The organism is Labilibaculum antarcticum (genome assembly GCF_002356295.1).
GTDB classification, from domain to species: domain Bacteria; phylum Bacteroidota; class Bacteroidia; order Bacteroidales; family Marinifilaceae; genus Labilibaculum; species Labilibaculum antarcticum.
On sequence record NZ_AP018042.1, the window covers coordinates 1,494,684 to 1,519,683 of the forward strand.

Genomic DNA, 25,000 nt, shown 5'->3' on the forward strand with positions numbered 1-25,000 from the left:
TTAAAAATAAGGCCATGAATGAAAAAGTTAGAGTAGACAAATGGCTATGGGCTGTTCGGATTTTCAAAACCAGAAGTATGGCATCAGAAGCGTGTAAAAAAGGGAAAGTTTCCATTGGTGGCGTTCACATTAAACCTTCACGCGAAATAAGACTAAACGAACAAATAGATATAAGAGTGCCTCCCATAACCAGAAGTTATTTAGTTACAGCCATATCCGGCAACCGGATGGGTGCTAAATTAGCTGTCGATTTTGTGAAAGACGTAACAGCTCAGGATCAATTGGATTTATTGGATGCGACTAAAACACGAGGCTTTGAATCTCGAGACAGAGGAACTGGAAGACCAACAAAATTGGATCGAAGATTAATTGATAAGCTTAAACAGGAATAAACACATCGGAACCGACAAGAAAAAATATGATAATAGCACAAGAAAAAAAGCAGACCAATTTAGCCGAATACATACTTTACATGTGGCAAGTTGAGGATATCATTAGAGCTTATGAGTTCAACATTGATAAAATTGACGAAAATATCATCAAACAATTCAATCAGCCAGAAGATAAACGAAACGAAATCAAGGCTTGGTATGAAAATCTGATTGAAATGATGAAGATCGAGAAGATTGAAAAAATGGGACATCTTCAAATCCTTAAAAACAATGTTAACGAATTGTATGACTATCATGTATTTCTTTTAACAAAGGGTAAAGATTCAGCATACAACAGTCATTACCAGCAGGCACTTGGTAATATTTCTGAGTTTCGCGAAAGATCAAATGCTACTCAGGAAAATAATGATATTGAAGTCTGCCTTACTGCTTTGTATGGAATTTTGATGCTAAAACTTCAGGAAAAAAAAATCTCGAAAGATACACTTGCGGCAATTACCACTTTCAGCCAAATGATTTCTGAATTAACGGTAAAATACAAGACTTTCGAAGAAGATAAAGAATAAATCCACAACTCCCCAATACCAATGACTCTGCCAAGCAAATACACCAATTGGATATTACTTATTTTAGTTTCTTTCATTTGGGGAAGTCCTTATATCTTAAGAGAAATTGCTCTGGAAAGCTTCAGCCACAATCAGGTGGCTGCTTTTCAGGTATTCTTCTCATTTTTACTTTTTATTCCTCTGATTGCTAAAAACATCAGAAAACTTTCGAAAGAGAATATATTACCACTTCTACTCTCTGGAATAACAGGAAACATAGGTCCCGCCTATTTTTTCGCCAAAGCACAAACTCAAATCAGCTCTTCGGTTGCCGGTATGCTAAATGCCATGTTACCCATGCTTACCTTACTAATTGCCATCCTTTTCTTTAAATCCAGCACAAACAAAAAAGTAATGGGTGGAATTCTACTGGGATTTGCAGGGACGCTTATCCTTAGCTTTTCAGGAGATTCTTTTGGATCGTCTTATTTCTGGGGCGTTTTTTATGTGTTTATGGCCATTTTATCGGTAGCCATCAGCATAAATATTGTTAGTTTTTCGTTGCCAAAGCTTACCGGAACCGAAATTGCTTCCTTAGCATTTCTTTTTGTGGGTCCCGCGGCTGGAATCTTTCTGGCTTTCACCGATTTAAGTGCTCCTTTGGCATCTGAAACGTTAACAAAAAGTGCAATCATGCTTGGCTTACTCGCGATCTTAACTTTCGCCGGAGTTATCATGTACAATCAGCTAATCAAGAAATCATCGTATGTTTTTGCGGCATCCATCGCCTACATTATTCCCATTGTAGCCATATTTTGGGGCATTGCAATTGGTGGCGATCATATTTCCATTGCTCAAACCGCATCAATAATTATTATCTTAGCTGGAGTTCATTTAACGAATCGATAACGTGAATAAAAATATTCTTCTTGCTATTGCCTCTGGTCTTTTATTGGGCATGCCCTTTTGTGTTCCACAACTTTTCCCCCTCATCTTTTTTGCCTGGATCCCCCTTTTGTGGCTGGAAGAAAAAACGATAAATCATCACAACCCCTACTTACTTTTCAACTATTCTTTTCTCAGTTTTTTAGTTTGGAACATTCTGGCATATTGGTGGGTTGGCAAAGCTCAAATCACGGGTGTAATCCTCATCATACTTATTAATTCTCTTTTGCTTGCGCTGATTTTTTGGATGATCAGCAGATCAAGAAAGCACTTGAAAATTCAGATTCTCTTCCCTTTCCTGCTTATTTGGCTGGGCTTTGAATATTTCGATACCTGGTGGGATTTGGCCTGGCCTTGGTTGAATCTTGGAAATGCTTTTGCCTCAGCTCCCAAATGGGTGCAATGGTATGAATTTACAGGAACACGTGGCGGCAGCTTGTGGGTGATTCTCATAAATATTGGGTTGTATTCAATAATAAAAAACCCGAAAAATAGAATTGCATTAAACTCAGTTAGAATGATCCTTTTGATAGGTATTCCTCTCCTCTACTCTGTTTTTTTGTATCACCAAAAGGAGAATGTAACCGGCTTTAAGAGCTTTGCTCTCATCCAGCCAAATTTGGATCCGTACACCGAAAAATTTATTCCCGAATACGAAGGAAAACACTTTGCAGATTTTATGACTACAGCAGACTCTGTTTGCAGTAGTCACCATCCCGATTTCTTGTTTGCACCCGAAACCGTTATTTTAACATCTATCGATGAAAATCAGCCTATGCAATCCTCCTACTATTCGCGCTTACTCGATTTAAAAAAGAAATATCCTAAAACAAAAATACTAATTGGAACGCACAGCAATATCGAATCAGCATCATTCAATTCAGCATTATTTTTAACTGATACAATAGCTCCCGAATTTTACCACAAAACAAAACTTGTACCCTTATTTGAGAGAGTTCCATTCGATAAATACCTAAGCTTTTTAAAGGATTATTCGCTTGAAATTGGAGGATACCAAGGAACATACAGCAGTAAAAACTACATTGACTATTTTCTGTCGGATTCCATAGCATTGGTGCCTGTTGTTTGCTTCGAATCAATTTTTGGAGATTACTGCGCACAAAGAGTTCCGGAAATGCCTGGCTTTCTTTGTATGATTACCAACGACGGATGGTGGAAAACAACTCCTGGATATAAGCATCATTTCAATTTTAGCAGATTAAGAGCCATTGAAACCCGCAGAGACTACATTCGGGTGGCCAACAATGGCATTTCGGCTTACATCAACTCTAAAGGCACGATTGTTGCGAAAACCATGTGGTGGGAAAAATCAGTACTGACAGGCGAGTTAAAACTGATAAAAGAAAAAACATTTTACTCGGAACATGGAGATTACATTGGCCGGGTTTGTCTGTTTATCGCCACTCTTTTATTAATCTTTGTTAAAATTCGTGTGACAACACAATCTAATGTCACTAAAAGGAGTTAAAAGTTTTACATTTACTATTGGATTAAGATTCCCTTATAAATAATTCTAAAAATATAAATACTATGAGACGATTACTGTTTGCACTTCTTGGAATTTGTTTTTTTGTTGGATCAGCAAATGCGATCACTAAACACAAAAAAATTGAGAAGACTTTTGAGTCTGTCGAAAATCTTAAAATTGAATCGAAATTCAGTAAAATTCAAATTAAACACTGGGACAAAACTGAGATTAAATTTGAGGTACTGATTAGTGTTGAAGGTTCGAATGACGAGAAAACAAAAAAAATAACCGATAATATTAATATCAATTTTACTGAAGGGGAATCTCAATTAACTGCAGAAACAGTTATGGGCGATTTTTTCTCACTTAAAAAACTCACCAATTCTCTTTTTAACAAGGGAGAAATAAAAATACAATATACCGTTCAGTTGCCTCCAAATGTGAATTTAGACATCATTCAGAAAGATGGAGATGTTTTTTTGGATAGTCATGATGGCAATTTGACTCTTGATTTAACAAACGGGAATTTTACGGCTCAAAGCTTAAACGGCGAAAACAGCCTTACCATTACAGGATGTACTTTTAAAGCCCAAAAACTTAGTGATTCTAAGTTAAATGTTGCCAACTCGAAAGTGACTATCGAAAATGCAAACAAGTTAACTGGAGAGAGTCGCGATTCTGAATTTACTATTGGCGTTGCTGATAACATTAGCATGACCTCGGCCCGCGATAAATTCGATATTAAAGAACTGGAATATCTTTACGGATCGTCGAACTTTAGCAAAGTTGAAATTAGCCAAATGGGTGGCGAAGTTGATTACGATCAAAAATTCGGACACATCAATATTTTCAATATTAACAACATGTTTTCGTTTGTAAAAATAGATTCGAAATATGGCGATGTTGGCCTTAGTTTTATGGCAGGCGCACAAATCGATTATGAAATTAATCACAAATCGGTAAAATTCGATAACTCAAAAGACTTCACCTTAACAAACAAAGCAACTGCCGATAAAAAGACATTTGTAGCCAAAGGGCGTGTTGGCGATAAAAAAGCATTCTCGAAACTCAACATCAGAGCCAACAATTGCAAGATCAGATTGCAGTAAGAATTTTACCTCTGACATAAAAAGACATAAAAACAAAAGACCAATTCCGCGCGGAGTTGGTCTTTTGTTCTTTAGTTTGCTACGCCATAAATAGTAGGATTAAACCAAATCGACTTTGGTCTTGGCTATAAAGCCAAAAGCTATCAGACCAATGTATCTTGAGTTGGGTCGCAGATGAGCTTGCAAATTTATAATTTACAACGAAAGATTAATCGGTATTCCGAAAGCTCTCTCCTACGAGGATATATTGGATATATTAAAACTGTTCACGAAACTGTATCTAAACCGTCCTAGAACACATTCTTAAATCATTTTATGCTGCTCCTGAGCAAAAAAGAAGGTCTATAAAATACTTTGGAATGCTTCTGTGCAAAAAAAGAGCACTATAAAATGCTTTACAGTGCTTCTCAGCAAAAAAGGAGGTGTCTAAAATGCTTTGACGCCTCGCCCATCTTAAAATTTGGAGTCTATATTGAATTCTATTTAAGATCTTCTTTTTGCACACTGTTTTGGTTCGTTATTGTGTTATTGAACTTGTCAGCAGTTCTTATTTCGGTATGCCTTATTTCTCCTCCCGTAGTTCCCGTTTGTTTTGCATACAAAAGAGTAACTACTGATAACGCAATTGTTAAAAAAGGCATTAGTACCGAAAAGGATTTCTTTTTCCAATTTGCCCATAATCCCAATAGGGAAAAACCACCCAAAACATAGAGTAATATTGAAAAAACTTCGGCTGTTTCTTCGTGCACTTTAATAAAGTGTTTATCTACGCCTTGTATTCCTTCCACCACTTCCTCGGCACCTTCGCCTGTTGCAAAAGCAGCAATAACAGTAATTGCTCCTAGTATGAAAATACAATATGCAGCTCTCTTTAATATTTCTGATTTTAGGAAGAGACCGCCCAGCATAATAAGCAAACCAATTATTGGTATGATAATCGGTAAATGATTAATGGCTAAATGCCAATGTGCTCCGTTCATCGTTTCTATTTTAAGATTTAATTAAACAACAACTCCAAATAAATAACCAACAACCGCCGTCAATCCCATCGCAATGGTTCCCCAAAATGTAATTCGAATAATTGCCTTACTTACGCTTGAACCACCAGTTTTAGCCGCTAATGCACCTAAAATGATCAGAAAGCAGATCGCAAAAAAGTAAAGAGAATACTCCATGTTTTTTAAAGGCAAAAAGATAGTCACCACAAGTGGTAACACTCCTCCTACACTAAATGCTGCACCTGAGGCAAAAGCAGCTTGTATTGGTTTGGCTTGACTCATTTCATTTATTCCCAATTCGTCTCTAACGTGCGCAGCTAATACATCGTGCTCCGACAATTCTTTTGCAACAGTTAATGCCGTTTGTTTTTTCAATCCTCTTTTTTCATAAATTTCAGCCAATCGCAGCAATTCAATTTCCGGCATTTCTTCCAACTCTTGTTTTTCTCTTTCAATATCCGCTTTTTCCACGTCGGTTTGAGAACTTACCGAAACGTACTCTCCTGCTGCCATAGACAATGCCCCTGCAACTAATGCCGCTACAGTTGCCAGCACAATAGGCTCTCTGATATCAGTTGCCGCCGCAATACCAATTGCAAGACTCGCAGTTGATAAAATTCCATCATTAGCACCAAGAACTGCTGCCCTTAACCAATTACTTCTATGTATGTAATGATTGTCTAAATAATTATCCGTTTGTTCTGTCATTTTAATTTTCTAATCGTCTGTATTTTAAAAGCTACAATATCTTAAGAAGTATACATTTAATTTGGCCACAGATAAAACTCTTATTCTTTCTCATGATCGATCGGTTCTCTGCAGTTTTTTTCTTCGATAACTTAAAGTGATGGTCCCTTTGTAAATTGTATCATCCACAGGAGGTGTTTCTTTGTTTTTCTTTCCTGTGATCACAGGATATAAAAGATCTTTCTCCATAGTAAGGGGCACAGTAGATGTTTCCTTTCGTTTATCTAAATTAATTCTCTTTTATGAGGCAGCCAAGTTAAACTTCAGATTTATTAGCGTACAGTTATACCACCCAAAAAAGAGCCGTCAATAAATTATTATCAGGTGCCTAACATGCAAAATACCAGGAGAATATTTGCTGGTAAAAAAGAGAGTAGATACTTGAATAGATGGTCATTTCTTGAGGAAAAAGGGACCATATACTTGAATAGAAGTCCATTTATTAAGGAAGAAGAGACCATATACTTGAGTAAGAGTCCCTTTTCTAGTAAAAAAGAGACCATCTACTTGAATAGAAGTCCATTTTGCAAGGAAAAAGAAATCATCCACTTGAGTATTAGTTCATTTCTTGTGGAATAAAAGACCATCTACTTAAATAGAAGTCCCCATTTGCAAGGTAAAAAGATCATCAATTTGGGTAGAAACTCATTTACTTATCAGGAAAACGATTGGTTCATTAGCCGAAATAGTTCCGAATAAAAAGGAAGTATCACGCTCGAATTTGATTGGATTCATCGTCAATAATTTCACTTACTTATTCGCAGCAATTCTACCAAACAGAAGCAATAAGTTGATTAAATAATACAGGAAAATTCTTGTTTTAACAATTTTTAATTCCAATTGCTAAAAGCTTTTTCTTATCTTCCTCAGAATTTAATAAATGAACAACATGAAGAGAATAGCCATACTGCTTGTACTAAGTTTTGCAATAACGACAGGATTTAGTCAAACACAACTGAAACAACATTTCGAAAAAGATCTACGAAATTATACAACAGCTTTTAATAACAAACAGTGGAACACGGTTACGGAAATGATGTATCCGCCCATGTTTGAGATGATGAGCAAGGATAACATGTTACTTGTTTTGGAGCAAATGGATAATCTGGGCGTTAAAATGTCAACCGATTTTAAATCAATTGACAATATTTCAGAAGTAGTAGATTATGGAAAAGAGAAATATTGCAAAATTCAATACTACGGAGTAATCAAAGTGAGACTTACCGGAATGATGTCGCAAGGAAGTTCGTTAATGCAACCTCAGTTCGAACAAGAATTTGGCAAAGAGAATGTGAAATATAACGAAACATCAAATTCGTTTACCATTCAGGCTCACCGATCGATGGTAGCTGTTGCCGATAAGAAATCGGATGATTGGAAGTACATTGATGTGAATTCGCCACAGGCCAAAGGATTAAAAAGATTGATTCCAGCCAAAGTACAAGAGCAGTTGAATTAAGCCCTGAAATAGTACAGTAAAGTGCCTTTTACAGGATACACGGCTAAACAAGAATACAATATGAAGATTTATTTTTCAGGATCGATACGAGGTGGCCAGCAAGACACGGATTTGTATGCAGAATTGATTCAAGAATTAAAGCAATACGGAACCGTTTTAACCGAGCACATTGGATCAAAAACGATCGATACCACAATGACCGATCAGGAAATACACGATCGGGATGTGATGTGGGTAAAAGAATCGGATGTTGTGATTGCTGAAGTAACTGTTCCTTCGCTTGGCGTAGGCTACGAAATTGGCCGGGCTATTGACATGAAGAAGCCAATTATTTGTTTGTACAGAACCATAAATGGCAAATCTACCTCGGCAATGATTCGCGGGTGTTCCGAATTACAATGTTTTGAATACTCCAACATATCGAAAGCAAAAGAAATATTGAAGACACAACTTAAAACCAAATAGATGAACTGGCAAGATATCTCCTACCTAAATTCGGGTTCGGCAATTCAGAGAAGAGCATATAAAAGTATAATGAAACTTCAGATTTATAATCTTCTCGCAGAGTATTCTCCAATTTTGACCGGCACTATTCCCATCGGCATTTCAATAGAATCAAGTGATTTAGATATTACCTGCAGATATATGGATGCGGACAATTTCGAGAAGAAAATGAAAAGCCTGTTTGGAGAACAAAAAGAATTCAAAATACAACAAAAAGAAAAAAACGGATACTGGGTGGTCGTGGCAAGTTTTACCTACCAGGATTTTCCATTTGAAATATTTGGCTCACTCTTCCCAGGCACAGATCAAAACTCATATCGTCATATGCTGATTGAGCATCGTATTCTGCAATTACTGGGCGAGGATTTTAAACAAAAAGTAATTCAGTTAAAAAAAGAAGGTCTAAAAACAGAACCTGCATTTGCCAAATTATTAAAATTAGATGGTGATCCATATCAACAATTATTAGACATGGAAGGCATTACTGACACTGAAATACTACAACACTGGAACATAAGCTAAATCACTGATCGTAATTACTAGTATATCAGGTGACAACACAAAATAATCTTGCGCTTACGAATAAGAAAATTCAATGTTTACCTCCGATTACAATTCGTTTACCAAATAGGAACAGCTATAACACGATAAAATTCGACTATCAGGAGTTTACACCCTACCTTTAGTCAATATTTTGAAGATATGGAAGGATTAAACTGTTGGGAATATTACAAGTGTGGTCGGGAAGCAGGTGGAATAAATAGTACCGAATTAGGTACTTGTCCGGCAAGTACGCTTAAATATAACCATGGAATTAACGGAGGATCAAACTCTGGCAGGTATTGTTGGACAGTTAAAGCTACTATCTGTAATGATCAAGTTCAAGGTGACTTGGAAGATAAACTACTGAACTGCATCAATTGTAGTTTCTTTAAACTGGTAAACTACGAACAAGGAAGAGAATTCACACTACTATCAGAAGGAACACTTCAAAATAAATAGGTTGCCGAATCATCAACAAGCTATTCTTCTCAAATGCTTATCCCAAAGCAATATTAATAATATGAAGCTTTAATTTACTTCAACCTGATATTCACTTTTATCCAAATCTTGTAATCTCTAATCAACAAAAGAAACAGAGACATAAGCTCATAAACTTTTTAATTTGAAAGAAAAACCTGATGCTATTTTAGCAATTAGTGATCTTAGCATGTCAGGTATCATGAAAGTGGTTTATTCGAAAAAAATTAAAGTACCTGCAGATCTTGGAGTAATTGGATTTTGTGAAAACACATTCAGTAAAATGTATAACCCATCACTTACCACTATTGATCCTATGGGACTGGAAATTGGGGAAATTGCAACAGAAAGACTTTTTCAAAGAATTCATGAAAAAAATATATTAGAACCCAAAACAATAAATCTGTCAAGTAGATTAATTATAAGAGATTCTACGCAAAAATAGCTCTCTAAACTTCCACATGTAATAATAAAAGATTTGATTATCCGTAATTATTCGGTATTTTAGGTAAATCTTAAAAATAAACTTGGCTTTTTAAAGCTCTGAGTTTCTTGCCTAACAAGGAAAATATGAATTTAATGGAACAATGATGATGGATTTTTCAGATATTTTCAAAAATAGCATTTCTGTTCAATCACTGATTGAGTCCATGGCCGAGGGCGTCATTTTTATTAATAAGAGAAGTGAAATATTGTTGGTAAATAAAACAACTAACGAGTTATTTGGATATGAAACCAATGAACTAATTGGTCAATCAATCGAAAAATTAATTCCAAACAGACATAAAGAACAGCACAAAACCCATCTACTTACTTATTTTTCAGCTCCCAAAGCACGTCCTATGGGACATGCCAACTCAAAACTATCCGGAATAAAAAAAGATGGAACTCTTTTTTCTCTTGAAATTAGTTTAAGCTTTATCAATACGGACAAGGAACTAATAGGTATTGCTTTTATTACTGATATCTCGGCACGAGTAAAGGCTGAGAATGAACTTAAAATACGAAACATTGAATTAGACGCATTTGGTCATACGATTGCTCATGAATTGCATTCCCAATTAAATAGTATCATCGGGTTTAGTCAGCTGATTCTTACTGATAAGGAAATGAGCGAAGAGAAACGCAATTCCTTTTTAGAGATTATTGTTTCCAGTGGCTTCAAAATGAGCAGTATTATTACGGAAATGCTTCTTTTCTCAAATCTGAAAAAAGACGAAATAGTAAAAACCCATCTCTCAATGAAGGACATTGTTGAAGAGGCTGTTAACCGAATTTCAGAATCTGAAAAAGGAACAGCAAAAATATTTATCGCTAAGGAATTTGAGCCTTCGATTGGCTATGGACCATGGATAGAAGAAGTTTGGTACAACTACATTCGAAATGCGATTAAGTATGGTGGAACTCCTCCCAATATTGAAATTGGAAGCTCAATAGCTGAAGATGGTTACAAAAAATTCTGGGTGAAAGACAACGGAATAGGACTTGATGAAAGACAATGCGATATCATTTTTGTCGATCCACATAAATTAGGAGATGGACTGGTGAAAGGCCATGGCTTAGGATTATCAATCGTGCAGCGAATTATTAAAAAACTCGACGGCTGGGTTAAAGTTGAAAGTACCCCAAACAAAGGGAGTATTTTTAGTTTTTACCTACCTCACTCTCAGGATAATTTACTCTAAAATATATTTTATTGATTGCTAATAACAAATGCATCAGCAACCAATAAAACCACTTTAATTATAACTTTTTCAGGAATTCTCTGGCTATTACAACTCCATTTATCGAAGCTTGCATCAAACCTCGTGTAATTCCTGCTCCATCACCACCCAAATAAAGATTTTCAACGGATGTTGACTGAAAACCATTATCCACTTTAGTGATGTTACTATAAAACTTGACCTCAACGCCATATAATAAAGTTTCATCAGATGCTAATCCAGGCGTTACTTTGTCTAATGCCAAAATCATTTCTTCAATATCTTTCATTATTCTGTGTGGCAGAACTAAGCTTAAATCTCCTGGTACCGCATCTTTTAAGGTTGGTATAATGTTATTTCGAAGCAATCGGCTTGAGGTAGTTCTACGACCTCTTAGCAAGTCTCCAAATCGTTGTACCAGTATTTGATTATTTGTAAGCATATTAGCCAAACGGGCAATGTGTTTACCATATTCAATAGGCGCTTTAAAAGGTTCTGTAAACTTCTGCGATACCAATAAAGCAAAGTTCGTATTGTCGCTTTTAAAATCTTTGAAGCTATGTCCATTCACCACCGCCAAGTTATCATCGTAATATTCCGATGATACAAAACCACCTGGGTTTGAACAAAACGTTCTTACTTTATCATCAAAAGTCTTTGTGTAATGAACTAGTTTAGCTTCGTAAAAATTATCGTTAATTTCCTTCATCACCTCATTCCTACATTCCAACCGAACCCCAATATCAACAACACCAACTTCCGTTAATATGCTCTCTTTACTACACTCCTTCATCAGCCAATCGGCTCCATCGCGGCCAACAGATACCAATACTAAATCGGCGAAATAATCTCCCTTACCATTCTTTACCCCTTTGATTTTATCACCATCTAAAATCAAGTTCTCAACGGCACAATTAAAGTGGACCTCAACTCCTTTCTTGGTAACATAGTCGTATAATTTACGGTACAATTCCTGCGCTTTCTCAGTTCCTAAATGACGTACAGGACAATGCACCAATTTTAAATTTGCCTCGATAGCTTTTTTCCGGATCTTTTCCATTTCCAGCGTTAGTGTTTCGCCATGAATATCGGAAGCTGCACCAAATTCTATATACACCTCATCGGTATATTTAATTAATTTGATTGTTTCCTCAACTCCTAAATATTCGGGTAAAGTTCCTCCGACTTCGGGTGATAATGAAAGTTTCCCATCAGAAAAGGCACCTGCTCCAGCCCATCCTGTTGTAATACTGCAAGGCTTACAATGCACACATTTTCCTCCATTAGTATGTTTTGGACATTTTCGTTTATCCATTCCTCTCCCTTTTTCAAGGATTAAAATGTTTAAATCATCTCTGTTCTTTACTAATTCATAAGCACAAAAGATACCGGCAGGACCGGCTCCGACAATAATCACATCGTATTTCTTCATACGTTTTATTTAATTTCCTTTAGATTAATGCGGCTCACCTAATTTCAATTTTCGAACAGGCAAACCTCTAAAAATAGGCATTCTTTTCATTCAAATTACATGTAACTCTCTATAATGATTATAAATATTACGAATTCTAAATTGAAATTACACCGACAATAAAAAGGCCGGAATGATTACTCATCCCGACCTCTTTAACCTGTGTCTAAATATTTTATCGATTTTTAAATTCCCTTTTCCCGTTTTCAAGAAATTCAACAAATGCTTCAGCATTTAAATCATACGCTCGAGGGTCAACCAAAGTATCTTCCTCTTTATCCAGAAGCACGTAATAAGGTTGTGCATTTACCCCAAAACGGGTAATCTGAAAATCGGCGTACTTCCTACCTAAAGTCTTTTTCACTTTCCCATCGTAACTTGATGTTATCCAATCCGACTCAGGCAATGTTTGCTTATCATCCACATATAATGCAATAATCACATAATCTTCTCTTAATATTTTTTGAACACGAGGATCAGACCAAACATTTGCTTCCATTTCACGGCAATTCACACACCCGTGACCTGTAAAGTCAATAAAGACTGGTTTATTCTGTTCTTTTGCGCAAGCTATTCCTTGCTCAAAATCGAAATATCCTTTTAAACCATGCGGCAAATGGAGCCTTTCAGCATACTTTGGTGCTTCACAAAGTTCATTCTCGCTAACTGCTCCAGACTGATTACGCACAATGGCAGAAATATCAAAATCCTGAGTTGTTTGTGGCGGTAAATAACCGGATATTGCTTTTAGAGGAGCTCCAAACATTCCCGGAATCATAAAAACTACAAATGAAAACGAGGCAATCGCCAGCATTAAACGAGGTACAGATACAAACTTAACATCACTATCGTGGCTAAACTTTAATTTACCCAATAGATAGAATCCCATCAATGTAAAAATAACGATCCATATTCCTAAGTAAATTTCTCTATCCAATAGTCCCCATCCATAAGTTTGATCGGCAATACTTAAGAATTTTAATCCCAATGCAAGTTCTAAAAATCCTAAAATCACTTTTACTGAATTCAACCAACCACCCGACTTTGGCAAGTTATTCAACCACGACGGGAATATAGCAAACAGCGTAAATGGCAATGCAAAGGCAAGAGAGAAACCGAACATTCCTACAATTGGTTCCAAAACCTCGCCTCCTGCCGATTGAACAAGTATAGATCCTACAATAGGTCCGGTACAAGAAAATGAAACCAACACCAAGGTGAAAGCCATAAAAAATGAACCTGCAATTCCTCCTTTATCTTCATTCGATACCGACTTATTTACAATCCAACTAGGCATGGTAATCTCGAACATTCCGAAAAATGAAAACGCAAAAAACAAGAATATTATAAAGAATAGAATATTCGGAATCCAATGAGTACTTAGCCAATTGGCAAAACTTGGTCCTAAAGTTACAGCAACAATGGTTCCAATAATGGTATAGATACCAATAATTGAAACACCATAAACAATGGCATTAAAAATTGCTTTTCGTCTGTTTTCTGAGCTGTGCATAAAAAAAGAAACCGTCATTGGAATCATTGGAAACACACAAGGTGTAAGAAGGGCTATTAATCCGAAAGAAAAAGAAATAAAGAACAAAGACCACAATGAAGTATATTCCTTTCGAGGATTCTTCATCGGATTTATTTTCTCTTTTACTTGCGCACTTGACTCAATAGAAGCGGCTTTTTTTCCAACGTTTAGTTTAAATTCGAAATCAGGGGTATACATCACACACTCACCTTCACGACAAGTTTGATATTCCATTTCCCCTTCAACAGAAAATGCTGATTTGGATAGCAATTTGACTTTTTGTTTCAAAACTGCCCCACCCACAAAATACTGAATGTCCATTTCGAAAATGTCATCGTATTCTGATTTTGGCTTAGTGATCTCTTCCAAATCCCCAATTAATTCGTAATTGTCTGAATCGGTGAAAGTTGCACTGAACCGAATTGGTCCTCCATCAGGAAAATGTTGGGAATACAGATGCCATTCATTGTCAATTTTGGCTGTGAAAACCAAATTAACTTCGTTACTACTGACTTGTTCTGTTGAAAAATCCCAGGATACCGTTTTGCGAATTTGAGCCTGAACTGAGATTATACTGCAAAGGAAAACTCCAATTAATAAAATAAGAAGTTTCTGTTTCATGTGCTTTAATTTAGTTGCTTTAACACATAAAATTAGTATTATAAAGCACCTTAACAAAGCCTTTAACAAAACGATAACAAAGTTTCGAAAATTCTCAGATTTGGAATTTTCTCAACTCAATTAAATCAATTCAATTTCCTGGTTATTTTTATCAAAGAATTTATACTCCAACATATCGTAGGAAGGAATTTCACGAACTGAAAGTTTAATTCCCAATTCCGACTGCCATTCTCTACGCAGCGTTTTCCATATTCCTTTGTTGATATATGCAGCTACAAAAGGGTGTGCTTTTAAAGTAAGTTTTCTATCACTTTGCTGAGCAACTACCCGCTTAAGATTTTGCTCAATCTGGTCGGTAAGCAATACAGAAGGAGTTATTTTTCCAGATCCTAAACATGTTGGACATGTTTCTTGAATCTCAACATTCATTTCGGGACGTACGCGTTGACGAGTAATCTGCATTAAACCAAATTTACTTAATGGTAAAATGTTATGCTTCGTACGGTCTAATCCCATTACTTCTTTCATCTTATCGAAAACTTTCTGTCGGTTTTCGGCAGAGTGCATATCAATAAAATCAACTACAATGATTCCACCCATATCGCGCAAGCGAAGTTGGCGGGCAATCTCCCCGGCAGCAGCTAAATTTACCTCTAAAGCGCTTGATTCCTGGTCGTTTCCTGCTTTCGAACGATTCCCACTATTTACATCAACAACATGAAAAGCTTCAGTATGTTCAATAATTAAGTAAGCACCATTCTTAAAGGAAACTGTCTTTCCAAAAGAAGATTTAATTTGTTTATCAATACCTAACTGATCAAAAATAGGCACATCACCCGTAATATACTTTACAATTTTTGATTTCTCAGGAGCAATACTCGTAATGTAGTTTGTAATATCCTTTGCTGCATTGGCATCATTAATATAGATATTCTCGAATGAAGAATTCAAGATATCACGCAAAATAGCAGATGTTCTATCCATTTCACCCAACACCAACTTAGGAGGATTTAAATCTCGTATGTGCTCAAAACTTTCCTCCCATTTTTCAACAAGAGATCTTAATTCCTTATCAAGCTCAGCCACCCTTTTTCCTTCGGCAACCGTACGAACAATTACTCCATAGTTTTTAGGCTTAATACTTTGAAGAAGTTGCTTTAGTCGCAGCTTTTCCTCCGTAGAACTAATCTTTTGAGAAATTGAAACTTTGTCAGAGAAAGGCATTAAAACCAGATTTCTTCCGGCAATAGAAATTTCGGAACACAATCTGGGACCTTTTGTGGAGATAGGTTCTTTAGCAACCTGAACAAGTATATGTTGCCCGGACTTTAGGGTCTCAGACATTTTCCCATTCTTGTCAATATCCGGCTCCAGTTTCATTTTAGAAATGGAAAGATTACGACCATTTTTTGCTAAAGCTTGTTGTAAGAACTTACTAAGGGATCTAAATTGATGGCCTAAATCTAAATAATGTAAAAAAGCATCTTTTTCATATCCTACATCAATAAATGCAGCATTTAATCCAGGCATTATCTTCTTCACTTTTCCCAGATAGATATCGCCAACAGCAAACTGAAGGTTATTCTTTTCTCTGGATAACTCAATTAATTGTTTATTGCTTAATAAAGCAATTACAATTTCATTAGGGGTTACATCAATTACAAGCTCGTTACTCACTACTTTCTTCTCTTATTTTTTATTAAAGATAATCAGTTCTTACAAATAGATAAACCTAAAGTACTAAAAAGTTCTTTAGGTTTATTTATTTTGTTTCTACAAACAATCAATTCAAAAGAATTTATTTCTTTTTCTTATGACGGTTTTTTCTTAATCTTTTCTTACGCTTGTGCGTAGCCATCTTATGTCTTTTTCTTTTTTTTCCGCTTGGCATATCTTCAATATTTTTAATTAATTACAATCTAAGTCTACTTTACGTTAGTCTTAACCTTACTAACGAATGTCTTAGCTGGTTTAAAAGCTGGGATAAAGTGCTCAGCAATAATAATTGTTGTGTTTTTAGAAATGTTTCTTGCAGTTTTCTCTGCTCTTTTCTTAACGATAAAACTCCCGAAACCTCTCAAATACACATTTTTGCCTTTTACCAAAGAAACTTTGATAGTATCCATGAAAGCTTCAACAGTTTTTTGTACTGTAATTTTCTCAATTCCTGTGTTTTTAGAAATCTCGTTAACAATATCTGCTTTAGTCATCTCTTAAAAAATCTTTAATTATCAATTATTTACATCATCATTTTCTCAAATCAGAATGCAAATATATATGATTTCTAGCGATTAATGAAATCGAATACCATTAATTTTTCCCAAATTTGAAAAAAATTGTTCAAGACAAATAATTTCGAGATGCTTAGTAACCAAATCATAAACTGGTATTTGCAGAATAAACGCGAATTACCATGGCGAGAAACAAAAGATCCTTATCAAATATGGATATCAGAAATCATGCTTCAGCAGACTAGAGTTGCTACTGCAATTGATTATTTTAATCGCTTTATAGAACAATTCCCAACAATTTCGGATTTAGCTAAAGCAAAAGAACAAGAAGTTCTAAAACTTTGGCAAGGATTAGGCTACTATTCCCGTGCAAGAAACTTACATGCGACAGCAAAAATTATTCAATCGCAATATAACGGTATTTTTCCGGACTCCTATGAAGAAATTCTTAAATTAAAAGGAATTGGGTCGTACACCGCAGCGGCAATTGCCTCATTTGCCTTCAACTTGCCACATGCTGCTGTTGACGGGAATGTTTACCGCGTATTATCACGAATATATGGTATCGATAAAGCAATTGACAGCACTGAGGGGAAAAAATATTTTCAGAGTATTGCAAGTGAAACGATGGGGAATGCCCGTCCAGAAATCTTCAACCAAGCAATTATTGAATTTGGCGCTCTACAATGTATTCCTCGTAATCCGAAATGTGATATTTGTCCGCTTTTTGCAAATTGCTTTGCATATAATAATGCCCAAGTTGATCAATTACCAATTAAATCGAAACAAATTAAAACTAAAAACCGATATTTTTACTATTTGTTTCTATCTTGTAAAAGTCAATTTTTAATCGAAAAAAGAGAGAAAAAAGACATTTGGGAGAACTTGTTCCAATACCCTCTAATTGAATACAATAAACCAATTCCAACGGATGAATTGTTACAAACTTTGGAATGGAAAGAATTATTTGGGAATAAGAACATGCTTATTCACTCGGTATCTGGAAATGTGTTGCATAAATTAAGTCATCAAAATTTACACACCACTTTCATTCACATTGAAATGGATATTAAAAAATTGAAAAAAAACACTGACTATAAAATCATAAACTATTCAGAGATCCCGAATTACCCATTCCCTAAACTGATTGAAGATCACCTTAATATGATTGTGAAAAATAACACATAATTACATTATGATGTCGAATTAAGTTGTATCTTTAAACTATTGTTAAATTTTAAAAATCAAAATATGTCAGTAAACAAAGTAATTCTTGTTGGAAATGTTGGGAAAGACCCAGAAGTAAAATACCTTGACAATGGTGTTGCTGTTTGTAACTTTTCTCTTGCTACAAGCGAAACCTACAACAATAAAAACGGTGAAAAAGTTACACAAACAGAATGGCACAACATTGTATTGTGGCGTAAACTCGCAGAAATTGCAGAAAGTTACGTTAAAAAAGGAATGCAAATCTATGTTGAAGGACAAATTAGAACACGTAATTGGGAAGACAAAGATGGTATAAAAAGATATACGACGGAGATTTTTGGTACTACCATGCAAATGTTAGGTCGTAAAGCTGAAAATGTATCTGAATCAAAAACAAGTAATGCAGCGCCACAGCCAGCAGCTTCGGAATCACCGGTGGCAGATGAAACGGATGACCTTCCTTTCTAGGCATTCTATTGGAAACTAATTTCACTCAAAATTGGAAACAGAAGAATTCACAAAACTTTTTTTAAGCAATACCGACATTGCTTTTCATGCTTTAAATATAAGTACCATTATAAATTTACTTATAATGGTACTTCTTTTATTTTGTTCTGCCGTGATTTCGGGGTCAGAAGTAGCCCTTTTCTCCCTTTCACCCCAAGACATAAACGATCTTGAAAGCGAAGACAGTTCTAAAAACAAAAAACTTTTAAAACTTCTTCGAAAACCTGAAAAATTACTTGCCACTATACTAATCGCAAATAACTTTGTGAACATTGGAATTGTTATTTTATCGAGTTACATCACAAACTCATTAGTCGATTTTTCGAACGCTCCTACTCTGGGATTTGTGGTTCAGGTTATCGCCATCACATTTATACTATTGCTTTTTGGTGAAATTATCCCCAAAGTATATGCGACTCAAACCACTTTGAAGTTTTCTAAGTTCGTTGCCTACCCAATTTTTTATTTAGAGATATTATTCCGCCCTTTTTCAACCTTACTTATTAAATCGACCTCGATCGTTAACAATCGAATTTCTAAAAAGCAGAATATTTCGATGGTGGATCTTTCGCAAGCATTGGAACTAACTGCTGACGAAATATCTGAAGAAATGGAAATTCTGGAAGGAATTGTCAACTTTGGGAATATTAATGTTGAAGAAATCATGATATCCAGAGTAAACGCGATAGCCGTAGATATAAACACTAGCTTCAGTAAATTAAAATCGATAATTATTGAATCCGGGTTTTCACGAATTCCTGTTTTTGATGAAAGCTTTGACAACATCAAAGGAATTCTATATGTAAAAGATTTGCTTCCTCACCATAACAAACCAAATACCTTTCGCTGGCAATCTGTAATTCGCCCCCCTTATTATGTCCCTGAAACCAAAAAAATAAATGATTTACTGGAGGAATTTCAAATTCAAAAAAATCATATGGCCGTTGTTGTTGATGAATATGGAGGAACTTCAGGGATTATAACAATGGAAGATATTCTTGAAGAAATTATTGGCGATATTACCGATGAATCGGATGACAATAAAGCTACTTTTACACTAGAGGAAGATGGCTCCTACCTTTTTGAAGGACAGACTTCGCTCAACGATTTTTTTAAAATTACAGAACTTAATACGGATAGTTTTGATAAGATAAAAGGTGATGCTGAAACCTTAGCGGGTTTGCTTCTTGAGATAAAAGGTGAAATTCCGCGGAAAAAAGAAGAATTCAAATTTAAAAATTATCGCTTTATTGTGGAAGCTGTAGATAATCGACGAATCAAAAAAATTCGTTTTATACTGCCTAAAATCTCGACAAAAAAATAATTCAAAATCATCAATCAGCAAATATTCCTAGGCGTCATTTGCATCTACATCTTTAATTTATGAAATTGTATCGCATTCTTTCAGTTTTTCTTTTTATTCTTATTTCTTTAGGTTCTAATTCATGCAAAAAGAAATATACTCCAAAACCGAAAGCATATTATAGAATCGATTTCCCGAAAAAGGAATATCAGAACTGGGATACAGATTTTCCTTACAGTTTTGATCGTTTATCGATGACTAAAATTGAAAAAGATGCGACTAAAGGAGCTGAAAAATATTGGGCCAACATTCAATATCCAGAATACCGTGCAACCATTTATCTTAGCTATAAAAATGTAGACAACAACTTAGGAGAATATCTTGAAGATTCGAGAAAAATGGCATACAAGCATTCTATTGTAGCGGATGCCATTGCCGAGCAGGTTTACATTAATAGTGAAGAAAAGGTTTATGGAATGATTTACCGAATAAGAGGCAACGCGGCATCATCCGTTCAATTTGTGGCAACAGATAGCACCAAACATTTTTTAAGAGGGGCATTGTATTTTCGGGAACATCCTAATCAGGATTCTTTAGCACCGGTAATTCAATTCATCGATAAAGACATCGTTAGACTGATGGAAAGCCTGAAATGGAAATAAGCTAATATTGTAATTCATGCCAATTTGCAAACAAATACAAATAAATGATTCCTGCAGATTAATCGTTTGGAATACCACCGAACCCTTAAAGGAACTTCTTCAAAATGTGCATTTAACCGCGAGTGAATTAGCACGACTCAACTCATTTGGCAGTGAATCCCGCAAAATTGAATTTGTTGCAACACGTTGTCTTGTACAATTTAGCCTTGGTCAAGAGGTTCTAATTGAAAATGATGAACATGGAAAACCTCATTTAATCAATTCTAACTTAAATATTAGTGTCTCTCACACAAAATCGTACGTTGGAATTCTAATTGGAGACAAATATTCTGTTGCTCTCGACATGGAGTACTTATCGGATCGCGTTAATCGAATTGCCAGCCGATTTCTCTCAAAATCAGAGCTTAATAATATTGAAGATGAAAATAAAATTCTACACCTATACCAACATTGGTGCGCCAAAGAATGTCTGATTAAAATGTACGGCAAAAAAGATGTTCATTTAATTGATGAATTAAAAATCGCTCCCTTTTCCTCAAGCGATTCTCATTTCCTTGGTCAAGTTTGCAGAACCGATTTTTCAGAAAACTACACCTTTCATTATCTGCAGTTCGATAATCATTTGCTTGTTTATTCCTGCAAAGAAACGCCAACAGCAATAGATTAATCCATTACCACTGGCGTTATATATTTTTAAAGTGAATCTTTTTCTAGTTCACCAACTCTTCAATCGGATTTCCATCACAACCGGAAGGAATAGAAATATTCAAAAAACTTGAAATTGTAGGAACAATATCTTCAATATAGATTGATCGAGAAATTACTGATCTTTTAATCTTCCACCCATACCAAAATAACGGAACCTGATTGGTATAAGAGTATTGTGCTATCTCATCGCGCTCATCTTTAATCTTATGCATCCACCCTGGCTCCAGAGTAAGCATTATATCACCCGATCGTTTTTGACTAAATGAGCGCTGTACTTTTTGCAATATTCCATGTGTATAATTCGATTTCACCAAACTGTTTGCAGAGGTAGTTGTAGCCACTCCCGAAAATTGAATCAAGAAATCAACGGCCTTCTCCTGCAAAACAGTAATCGACAGCTTCGAATCCTCAATCAACTGATGATTCAAATAAACCTGTTGCGAATCATATCCTAAAATCCATTTTCCATTCCCATATATAATATTGAAATAAGATTTTAACAAGGCAATTGCATTGTAGCTACTAAAGTAACCATTGGGTATGTTTTGTTCCGCAAGATTCTCTGGAGTATAGTTTGCCGATTCATCTGCAGTTAGAAAGACCAACACATTTTCCATTCCAATCTGCTCATCTAAAAATGAAAGGAAATGTTCCAGCTCCTGATCTAATCGAATAAAGTTATCAAGCATTTCGGGCGCAAAAGGAGATAAATCCCGATTCTTTTCTCCTAAGCAAGAAAAAGTTACAGATAAAAAATCGGAGTCATCATCCTTACCTAAGTTCTCGTTAATAATTGCAGATATGGCAAAATCCTTTACCAACATATTCCCAAAAGGTGTCGTTTTAATCGCCTTATATCCGTGCTCTCTCTTTTCCTTATTTAAATCATAGAAAAACTCATTATTCAAACCAACTTTCCCTAGTAATTTATTAGATACACTTGCCTTATTACCACCATTAAAAGGTGTCCAAACACGATTTAAATAAAAATCAGCAAACTTTTTTTCATTAAATTCTTTAACCCAATTGTATAAAGTATCCTGATAATAAGATGATGTTATAAATTTCCCTGAAAGATCATCCATCCAATAAGCTCCATCGGCAGCATGACCAGCAGAAAACATGGATGACTCGCAATTTAAAGCAACCCCTACCACTCTCGAGTGTGAGTTGAACAGCTTAATCTCATCACCTAATGTTGCTGCCAGTAATTTTTTCGGAGAACTCCCCTTCTCTTTTGATTCAATTCCCACAAGTCTGGTATCAGAATCATCCTTGGCAAATTCCAGTTTACCTGATAAACGATTGTACCATCCATTAGAAATAATACCATGAAAAGCTGGAGGTGTACCTGTAAATATAGAAGCATGATCGGGTCCTGTTTGAGAATACAAGTAACTAAATTTAGCGTTTTTACAATAGGTTCCCTGATTCATTAATCGCTTGAACCCCCCATCTCCCAGCAAATTTGAATAACGAAAAAAGTAATCGGCACGTAAATGATCTACAACAATACCTACAACAAGCTTTGGCTTTTCTGATGGGATTTTTCGTGCGTTTTGTGCAATTGAAAATTGTATAGTAAATACTAATATTGCAAATAACAGGCTTACAAATCTTTTACTCATTATCATTCTCGTTGTGGTTATTAACTATTCGCCACAAATATAACCGATTCGATTTGATAAAAAAGAAATTGAATTTGATATTATTGGATCTTTAACATTTGACGCTTAAACCAGTATTCAAACAGCTATTTATTCTGTGGCTGATATCGAATTACATCGACTTGTTCCATAGTAATCATTCCACCACCACCCGATTTTTCAATTAACAGTTCTATAATGTGAAGAAAACCATTAACTTTTTCTTCTGAATCTACCAGCTCAATGATAATTGGCAAATCATCTGATAAAGCAAATATTTTTGAAGAGTGAATTCGTGAGTTTGCACCGTAAGACATGATTCCCCTGTGAACAGTTGCTCCAGCTAAACCATATCTTTTCGCGCCATAAACAATTGCTTCATAAAGTGGCCTCTGATAAACCCTATCGGCTTCACCAACAAATACCCGAAGTAATTTGGCTTTGCCTTTCAGCTTCATATGGATATAGTTTTAGAATAGTTTATGAACTTGTGTGCCGAAGTAGACTGCAAGCAATCCAAGAAATACACTCCCGGTCACATATAATGAAAGATACAAAAAACCACTGTCTTTTAAAAGATTGAGATTATCAAAAGCGAACGAAGAGAAAGTTGTAAAGCCTCCACAAAAGCCAACCGCTAAAAACATTCTCATTTCGGGGCTCACCAAATTATCCCGTTCTGCCACTGCATAAACGATTCCAATAATAAAGCTGCCCACAATATTTACTGTCATGGTTCCAATCGGAAAAACAGTATCAAAATAACGATGAAGACCTTGTTCAGCCAAAAAACGAGAAATACTCCCCAAAAAACCTCCTAATCCTACCAATAAAACTGTACGAAGCATACGATATAAGTAATAATGTATAATTTAGTAATGAACAATCTAAAGTCGTTACCAATGCTAAAGATACAAATCTTGGTTTACAAAATAGGTTCAAAAAAAATGGCTGTTCAAATTGAACAGCCATCTATATATTTTTAAAGAATTCGATTACACATTAAATCGGAAATGCATGATATCTCCATCCTGAACTACATATTCTTTTCCTTCAACATTCATCTTGCCAGCTTCCTTACAAGCAGCTTCAGAACCTAAATTTGAAAAATCTTCGTACTTAATTACTTCTGCACGAATAAAACCTTTTTCGAAATCGGTATGTATAACACCAGCTGCCTGTGGTGCTTTAGCTCCTTTAGGATAAGTCCATGATCTCACTTCTTTAACGCCTGCGGTAAAATAAGTTTCAAGTTCAAGTAATCGAAATGCAGCTTTAATCAATTTATTAACACCTGGTTCCTTTAGACCTAAATCTTCCAAAAACATTTGCTTTTCTTCGTAGGTTTCCAGCTCTGCAATATCTGCTTCAATACCAGCACCAACAACAATTACTTCAGCATTTTCATTTTTAACCGCTTCTCGAACTGCATCAACATGAACATTTCCATTCACAACAGAAGCTTCATCAACATTACAAACGTATAAAATAGGTTTTGTAGTTAGTAAATGAAGATCCGCGGCTACCTTCTCATCAGCCTCACTCAATTCAACCACACGAGCAGACTTGCCTTGCTCTAAAACTTCCTTATATCTTCCTAATACGTCAGTTAAACGAACCGCGTCAGGATTTTTACCAATTTTCGCCAATTTAGCTGCCTTTTGCAATCTTGCTTCAACATTTTCCAAATCCTTCAATTGCAATTCGATATCGATAGTCTCTTTATCTCGAATTGGATTTACAGAACCATCAACGTGAACAATATTATCATCCTCAAAACAACGCAAAACATGTATGATAGCACTAGTCTCACGAATATTTGAAAGGAATTTATTTCCTAAACCTTCGCCTTTGCTTGCTCCTTTTACCAAACCAGCAATATCAACAATTTCCATTACAGATGGCTGAATTCTTTGCGGCTTTACCAATTCAGTTAATCTAATTAAACGATCATCAGGAATGCTAATAACTCCAACGTTAGGTTCTATCGTACAAAAGGGGAAATTTGCCGATTGTGCTTTTGCATTCGACAAACAATTAAATAAGGTGGATTTTCCAACATTTGGTAATCCTACAATTCCACACTGTAAAGCCATGGCTATTTATATATTATATGATTTGCTACTATTCTATTTTTAAAAATCTGTGCAAAAGTACATTTTAATTTTCGTTGTGCCAATTTTAAGGTTTTAACTCC

26 protein-coding genes are annotated in these 25,000 nt (G+C 35.4%); 16 read left to right on the forward strand and 10 right to left on the reverse strand.

Annotated elements, in window-relative coordinates:
- The first annotated feature begins 14 nt into the window (after positions 1–14).
- The 5 genes from ALGA_RS05570 (at position 15) to ALGA_RS05590 (ending at position 4,480) form a co-directional block, all read left to right on the forward strand.
- Positions 15–392, forward strand: a complete 378-nt coding sequence (locus tag ALGA_RS05570; protein ID WP_096428386.1) for an RNA-binding S4 domain-containing protein — start codon at positions 15–17, stop codon at positions 390–392.
- A 26-nt stretch (positions 393–418) separates the two neighbouring features.
- Positions 419–958 carry a DUF4924 family protein gene (locus tag ALGA_RS05575; RefSeq protein WP_096428387.1) on the forward strand — a complete coding sequence of 180 codons (540 nt, stop codon included), beginning with the start codon at positions 419–421 and terminating at the stop codon, positions 956–958.
- Positions 959–979: 21 nt separating this feature from the next.
- Positions 980–1,846: a DMT family transporter gene (locus tag ALGA_RS05580; RefSeq protein ID WP_096428388.1), complete on the forward strand. Its 867-nt coding sequence runs from the start codon at positions 980–982 to the stop codon at positions 1,844–1,846.
- Position 1,847: 1 nt separating this feature from the next.
- Positions 1,848–3,371, forward strand: a complete 1,524-nt coding sequence (lnt, locus tag ALGA_RS05585) for an apolipoprotein N-acyltransferase (RefSeq protein ID WP_096428389.1) — start codon at positions 1,848–1,850, stop codon at positions 3,369–3,371.
- A gap of 62 nt (positions 3,372–3,433) precedes the next feature.
- A complete protein-coding gene (locus tag ALGA_RS05590) occupies positions 3,434–4,480 on the forward strand; it encodes a hypothetical protein (protein WP_096428390.1) in 1,047 nt (348 codons plus the stop codon).
- Between the two features lie 479 nt (positions 4,481–4,959).
- Here the strand turns inward: ALGA_RS05590 and ALGA_RS05595 are convergent, their stop codons facing one another.
- Both ALGA_RS05595 and ALGA_RS05600 read right to left on the reverse strand, forming a co-directional pair.
- The gene (locus ALGA_RS05595) at positions 4,960–5,460 is read right to left on the reverse strand and encodes a hypothetical protein (RefSeq protein WP_096428391.1); all 501 of its coding nucleotides are present in this window, start codon (positions 5,458–5,460) and stop codon (positions 4,960–4,962) included.
- A gap of 21 nt (positions 5,461–5,481) precedes the next feature.
- On the reverse strand, positions 5,482–6,186 hold the full coding sequence (locus ALGA_RS05600; RefSeq protein WP_096428392.1) for a VIT1/CCC1 transporter family protein: 705 nt from the start codon (positions 6,184–6,186) through the stop codon (positions 5,482–5,484).
- Between the two features lie 928 nt (positions 6,187–7,114).
- On the opposite strand from ALGA_RS05600, the gene ALGA_RS05610 reads away from it, so the two are divergent.
- The 6 genes from ALGA_RS05610 (at position 7,115) to ALGA_RS05635 (ending at position 10,893) form a co-directional block, all read left to right on the forward strand.
- Positions 7,115–7,684: a hypothetical protein gene (locus ALGA_RS05610; RefSeq protein WP_096428394.1), complete on the forward strand. Its 570-nt coding sequence runs from the start codon at positions 7,115–7,117 to the stop codon at positions 7,682–7,684.
- Positions 7,685–7,744: 60 nt separating this feature from the next.
- Complete coding sequence (locus ALGA_RS05615) at positions 7,745–8,149, forward strand: nucleoside 2-deoxyribosyltransferase (RefSeq protein ID WP_096433448.1); 405 nt, start codon at positions 7,745–7,747, stop codon at positions 8,147–8,149.
- Positions 8,150–8,710: a DUF4269 domain-containing protein gene (locus ALGA_RS05620; protein ID WP_096428395.1), complete on the forward strand. Its 561-nt coding sequence runs from the start codon at positions 8,150–8,152 to the stop codon at positions 8,708–8,710.
- A gap of 180 nt (positions 8,711–8,890) precedes the next feature.
- Positions 8,891–9,190 carry a two-CW domain-containing protein gene (locus ALGA_RS05625; protein ID WP_096428396.1) on the forward strand — a complete coding sequence of 100 codons (300 nt, stop codon included), beginning with the start codon at positions 8,891–8,893 and terminating at the stop codon, positions 9,188–9,190.
- 163 nt (positions 9,191–9,353) lie between these two features.
- The gene (locus ALGA_RS05630; protein ID WP_096428397.1) at positions 9,354–9,653 is read left to right on the forward strand and encodes a substrate-binding domain-containing protein; all 300 of its coding nucleotides are present in this window, start codon (positions 9,354–9,356) and stop codon (positions 9,651–9,653) included.
- 145 nt (positions 9,654–9,798) lie between these two features.
- Positions 9,799–10,893 carry a sensor histidine kinase gene (locus ALGA_RS05635; RefSeq protein ID WP_162845388.1) on the forward strand — a complete coding sequence of 365 codons (1,095 nt, stop codon included), beginning with the start codon at positions 9,799–9,801 and terminating at the stop codon, positions 10,891–10,893.
- Positions 10,894–10,951: 58 nt separating this feature from the next.
- Here ALGA_RS05635 and ALGA_RS05640 read toward each other — a convergent pair whose 3' ends face one another.
- From ALGA_RS05640 to ALGA_RS05655, 4 genes are all read right to left on the reverse strand, one after another.
- Positions 10,952–12,343, reverse strand: a complete 1,392-nt coding sequence (locus tag ALGA_RS05640) for an NAD(P)/FAD-dependent oxidoreductase (RefSeq protein ID WP_096428399.1) — start codon at positions 12,341–12,343, stop codon at positions 10,952–10,954.
- A 214-nt stretch (positions 12,344–12,557) separates the two neighbouring features.
- Positions 12,558–14,537 carry a protein-disulfide reductase DsbD family protein gene (locus ALGA_RS05645; RefSeq protein ID WP_096428400.1) on the reverse strand — a complete coding sequence of 660 codons (1,980 nt, stop codon included), beginning with the start codon at positions 14,535–14,537 and terminating at the stop codon, positions 12,558–12,560.
- 120 nt (positions 14,538–14,657) lie between these two features.
- Positions 14,658–16,214, reverse strand: coding sequence for an Rne/Rng family ribonuclease (locus tag ALGA_RS05650; protein WP_096428401.1), 1,557 nt, complete (start codon positions 16,212–16,214; stop codon positions 14,658–14,660).
- A 248-nt stretch (positions 16,215–16,462) separates the two neighbouring features.
- Positions 16,463–16,747: an HU family DNA-binding protein gene (locus ALGA_RS05655; protein ID WP_096428402.1), complete on the reverse strand. Its 285-nt coding sequence runs from the start codon at positions 16,745–16,747 to the stop codon at positions 16,463–16,465.
- A 150-nt stretch (positions 16,748–16,897) separates the two neighbouring features.
- Between ALGA_RS05655 and mutY the strand changes: the two genes are divergently transcribed.
- The 5 genes from mutY (at position 16,898) to ALGA_RS05680 (ending at position 21,116) form a co-directional block, all read left to right on the forward strand.
- The gene (gene mutY / locus ALGA_RS05660) at positions 16,898–17,956 is read left to right on the forward strand and encodes an A/G-specific adenine glycosylase (protein WP_096428403.1); all 1,059 of its coding nucleotides are present in this window, start codon (positions 16,898–16,900) and stop codon (positions 17,954–17,956) included.
- Between the two features lie 63 nt (positions 17,957–18,019).
- Complete coding sequence (locus ALGA_RS05665; protein ID WP_096428404.1) at positions 18,020–18,445, forward strand: single-stranded DNA-binding protein; 426 nt, start codon at positions 18,020–18,022, stop codon at positions 18,443–18,445.
- Positions 18,446–18,569: 124 nt separating this feature from the next.
- On the forward strand, positions 18,570–19,808 hold the full coding sequence (gene gldE, locus ALGA_RS05670; RefSeq protein WP_096433450.1) for a gliding motility-associated protein GldE: 1,239 nt from the start codon (positions 18,570–18,572) through the stop codon (positions 19,806–19,808).
- Between the two features lie 59 nt (positions 19,809–19,867).
- Positions 19,868–20,449 (forward strand): gliding motility lipoprotein GldD, encoded by a 582-nt coding sequence (gldD, locus tag ALGA_RS05675; RefSeq protein ID WP_096428405.1) that lies wholly within the window; start codon positions 19,868–19,870, stop codon positions 20,447–20,449.
- A 16-nt stretch (positions 20,450–20,465) separates the two neighbouring features.
- Positions 20,466–21,116: a 4'-phosphopantetheinyl transferase family protein gene (locus tag ALGA_RS05680; protein ID WP_096428406.1), complete on the forward strand. Its 651-nt coding sequence runs from the start codon at positions 20,466–20,468 to the stop codon at positions 21,114–21,116.
- 43 nt (positions 21,117–21,159) lie between these two features.
- Here the strand turns inward: ALGA_RS05680 and ALGA_RS05685 are convergent, their stop codons facing one another.
- From ALGA_RS05685 to ychF, 4 genes are all read right to left on the reverse strand, one after another.
- Positions 21,160–22,785, reverse strand: coding sequence for an alkaline phosphatase family protein (locus ALGA_RS05685; RefSeq protein ID WP_162845389.1), 1,626 nt, complete (start codon positions 22,783–22,785; stop codon positions 21,160–21,162).
- A gap of 125 nt (positions 22,786–22,910) precedes the next feature.
- Positions 22,911–23,261, reverse strand: coding sequence for a DUF190 domain-containing protein (locus ALGA_RS05690; RefSeq protein WP_096428408.1), 351 nt, complete (start codon positions 23,259–23,261; stop codon positions 22,911–22,913).
- Positions 23,262–23,273: 12 nt separating this feature from the next.
- Positions 23,274–23,651, reverse strand: coding sequence for a fluoride efflux transporter CrcB (gene crcB, locus ALGA_RS05695; protein ID WP_096428409.1), 378 nt, complete (start codon positions 23,649–23,651; stop codon positions 23,274–23,276).
- A 147-nt stretch (positions 23,652–23,798) separates the two neighbouring features.
- The gene (gene ychF / locus ALGA_RS05700; RefSeq protein ID WP_096428410.1) at positions 23,799–24,899 is read right to left on the reverse strand and encodes a redox-regulated ATPase YchF; all 1,101 of its coding nucleotides are present in this window, start codon (positions 24,897–24,899) and stop codon (positions 23,799–23,801) included.
- Positions 24,900–25,000: the final 101 nt, after the last annotated feature.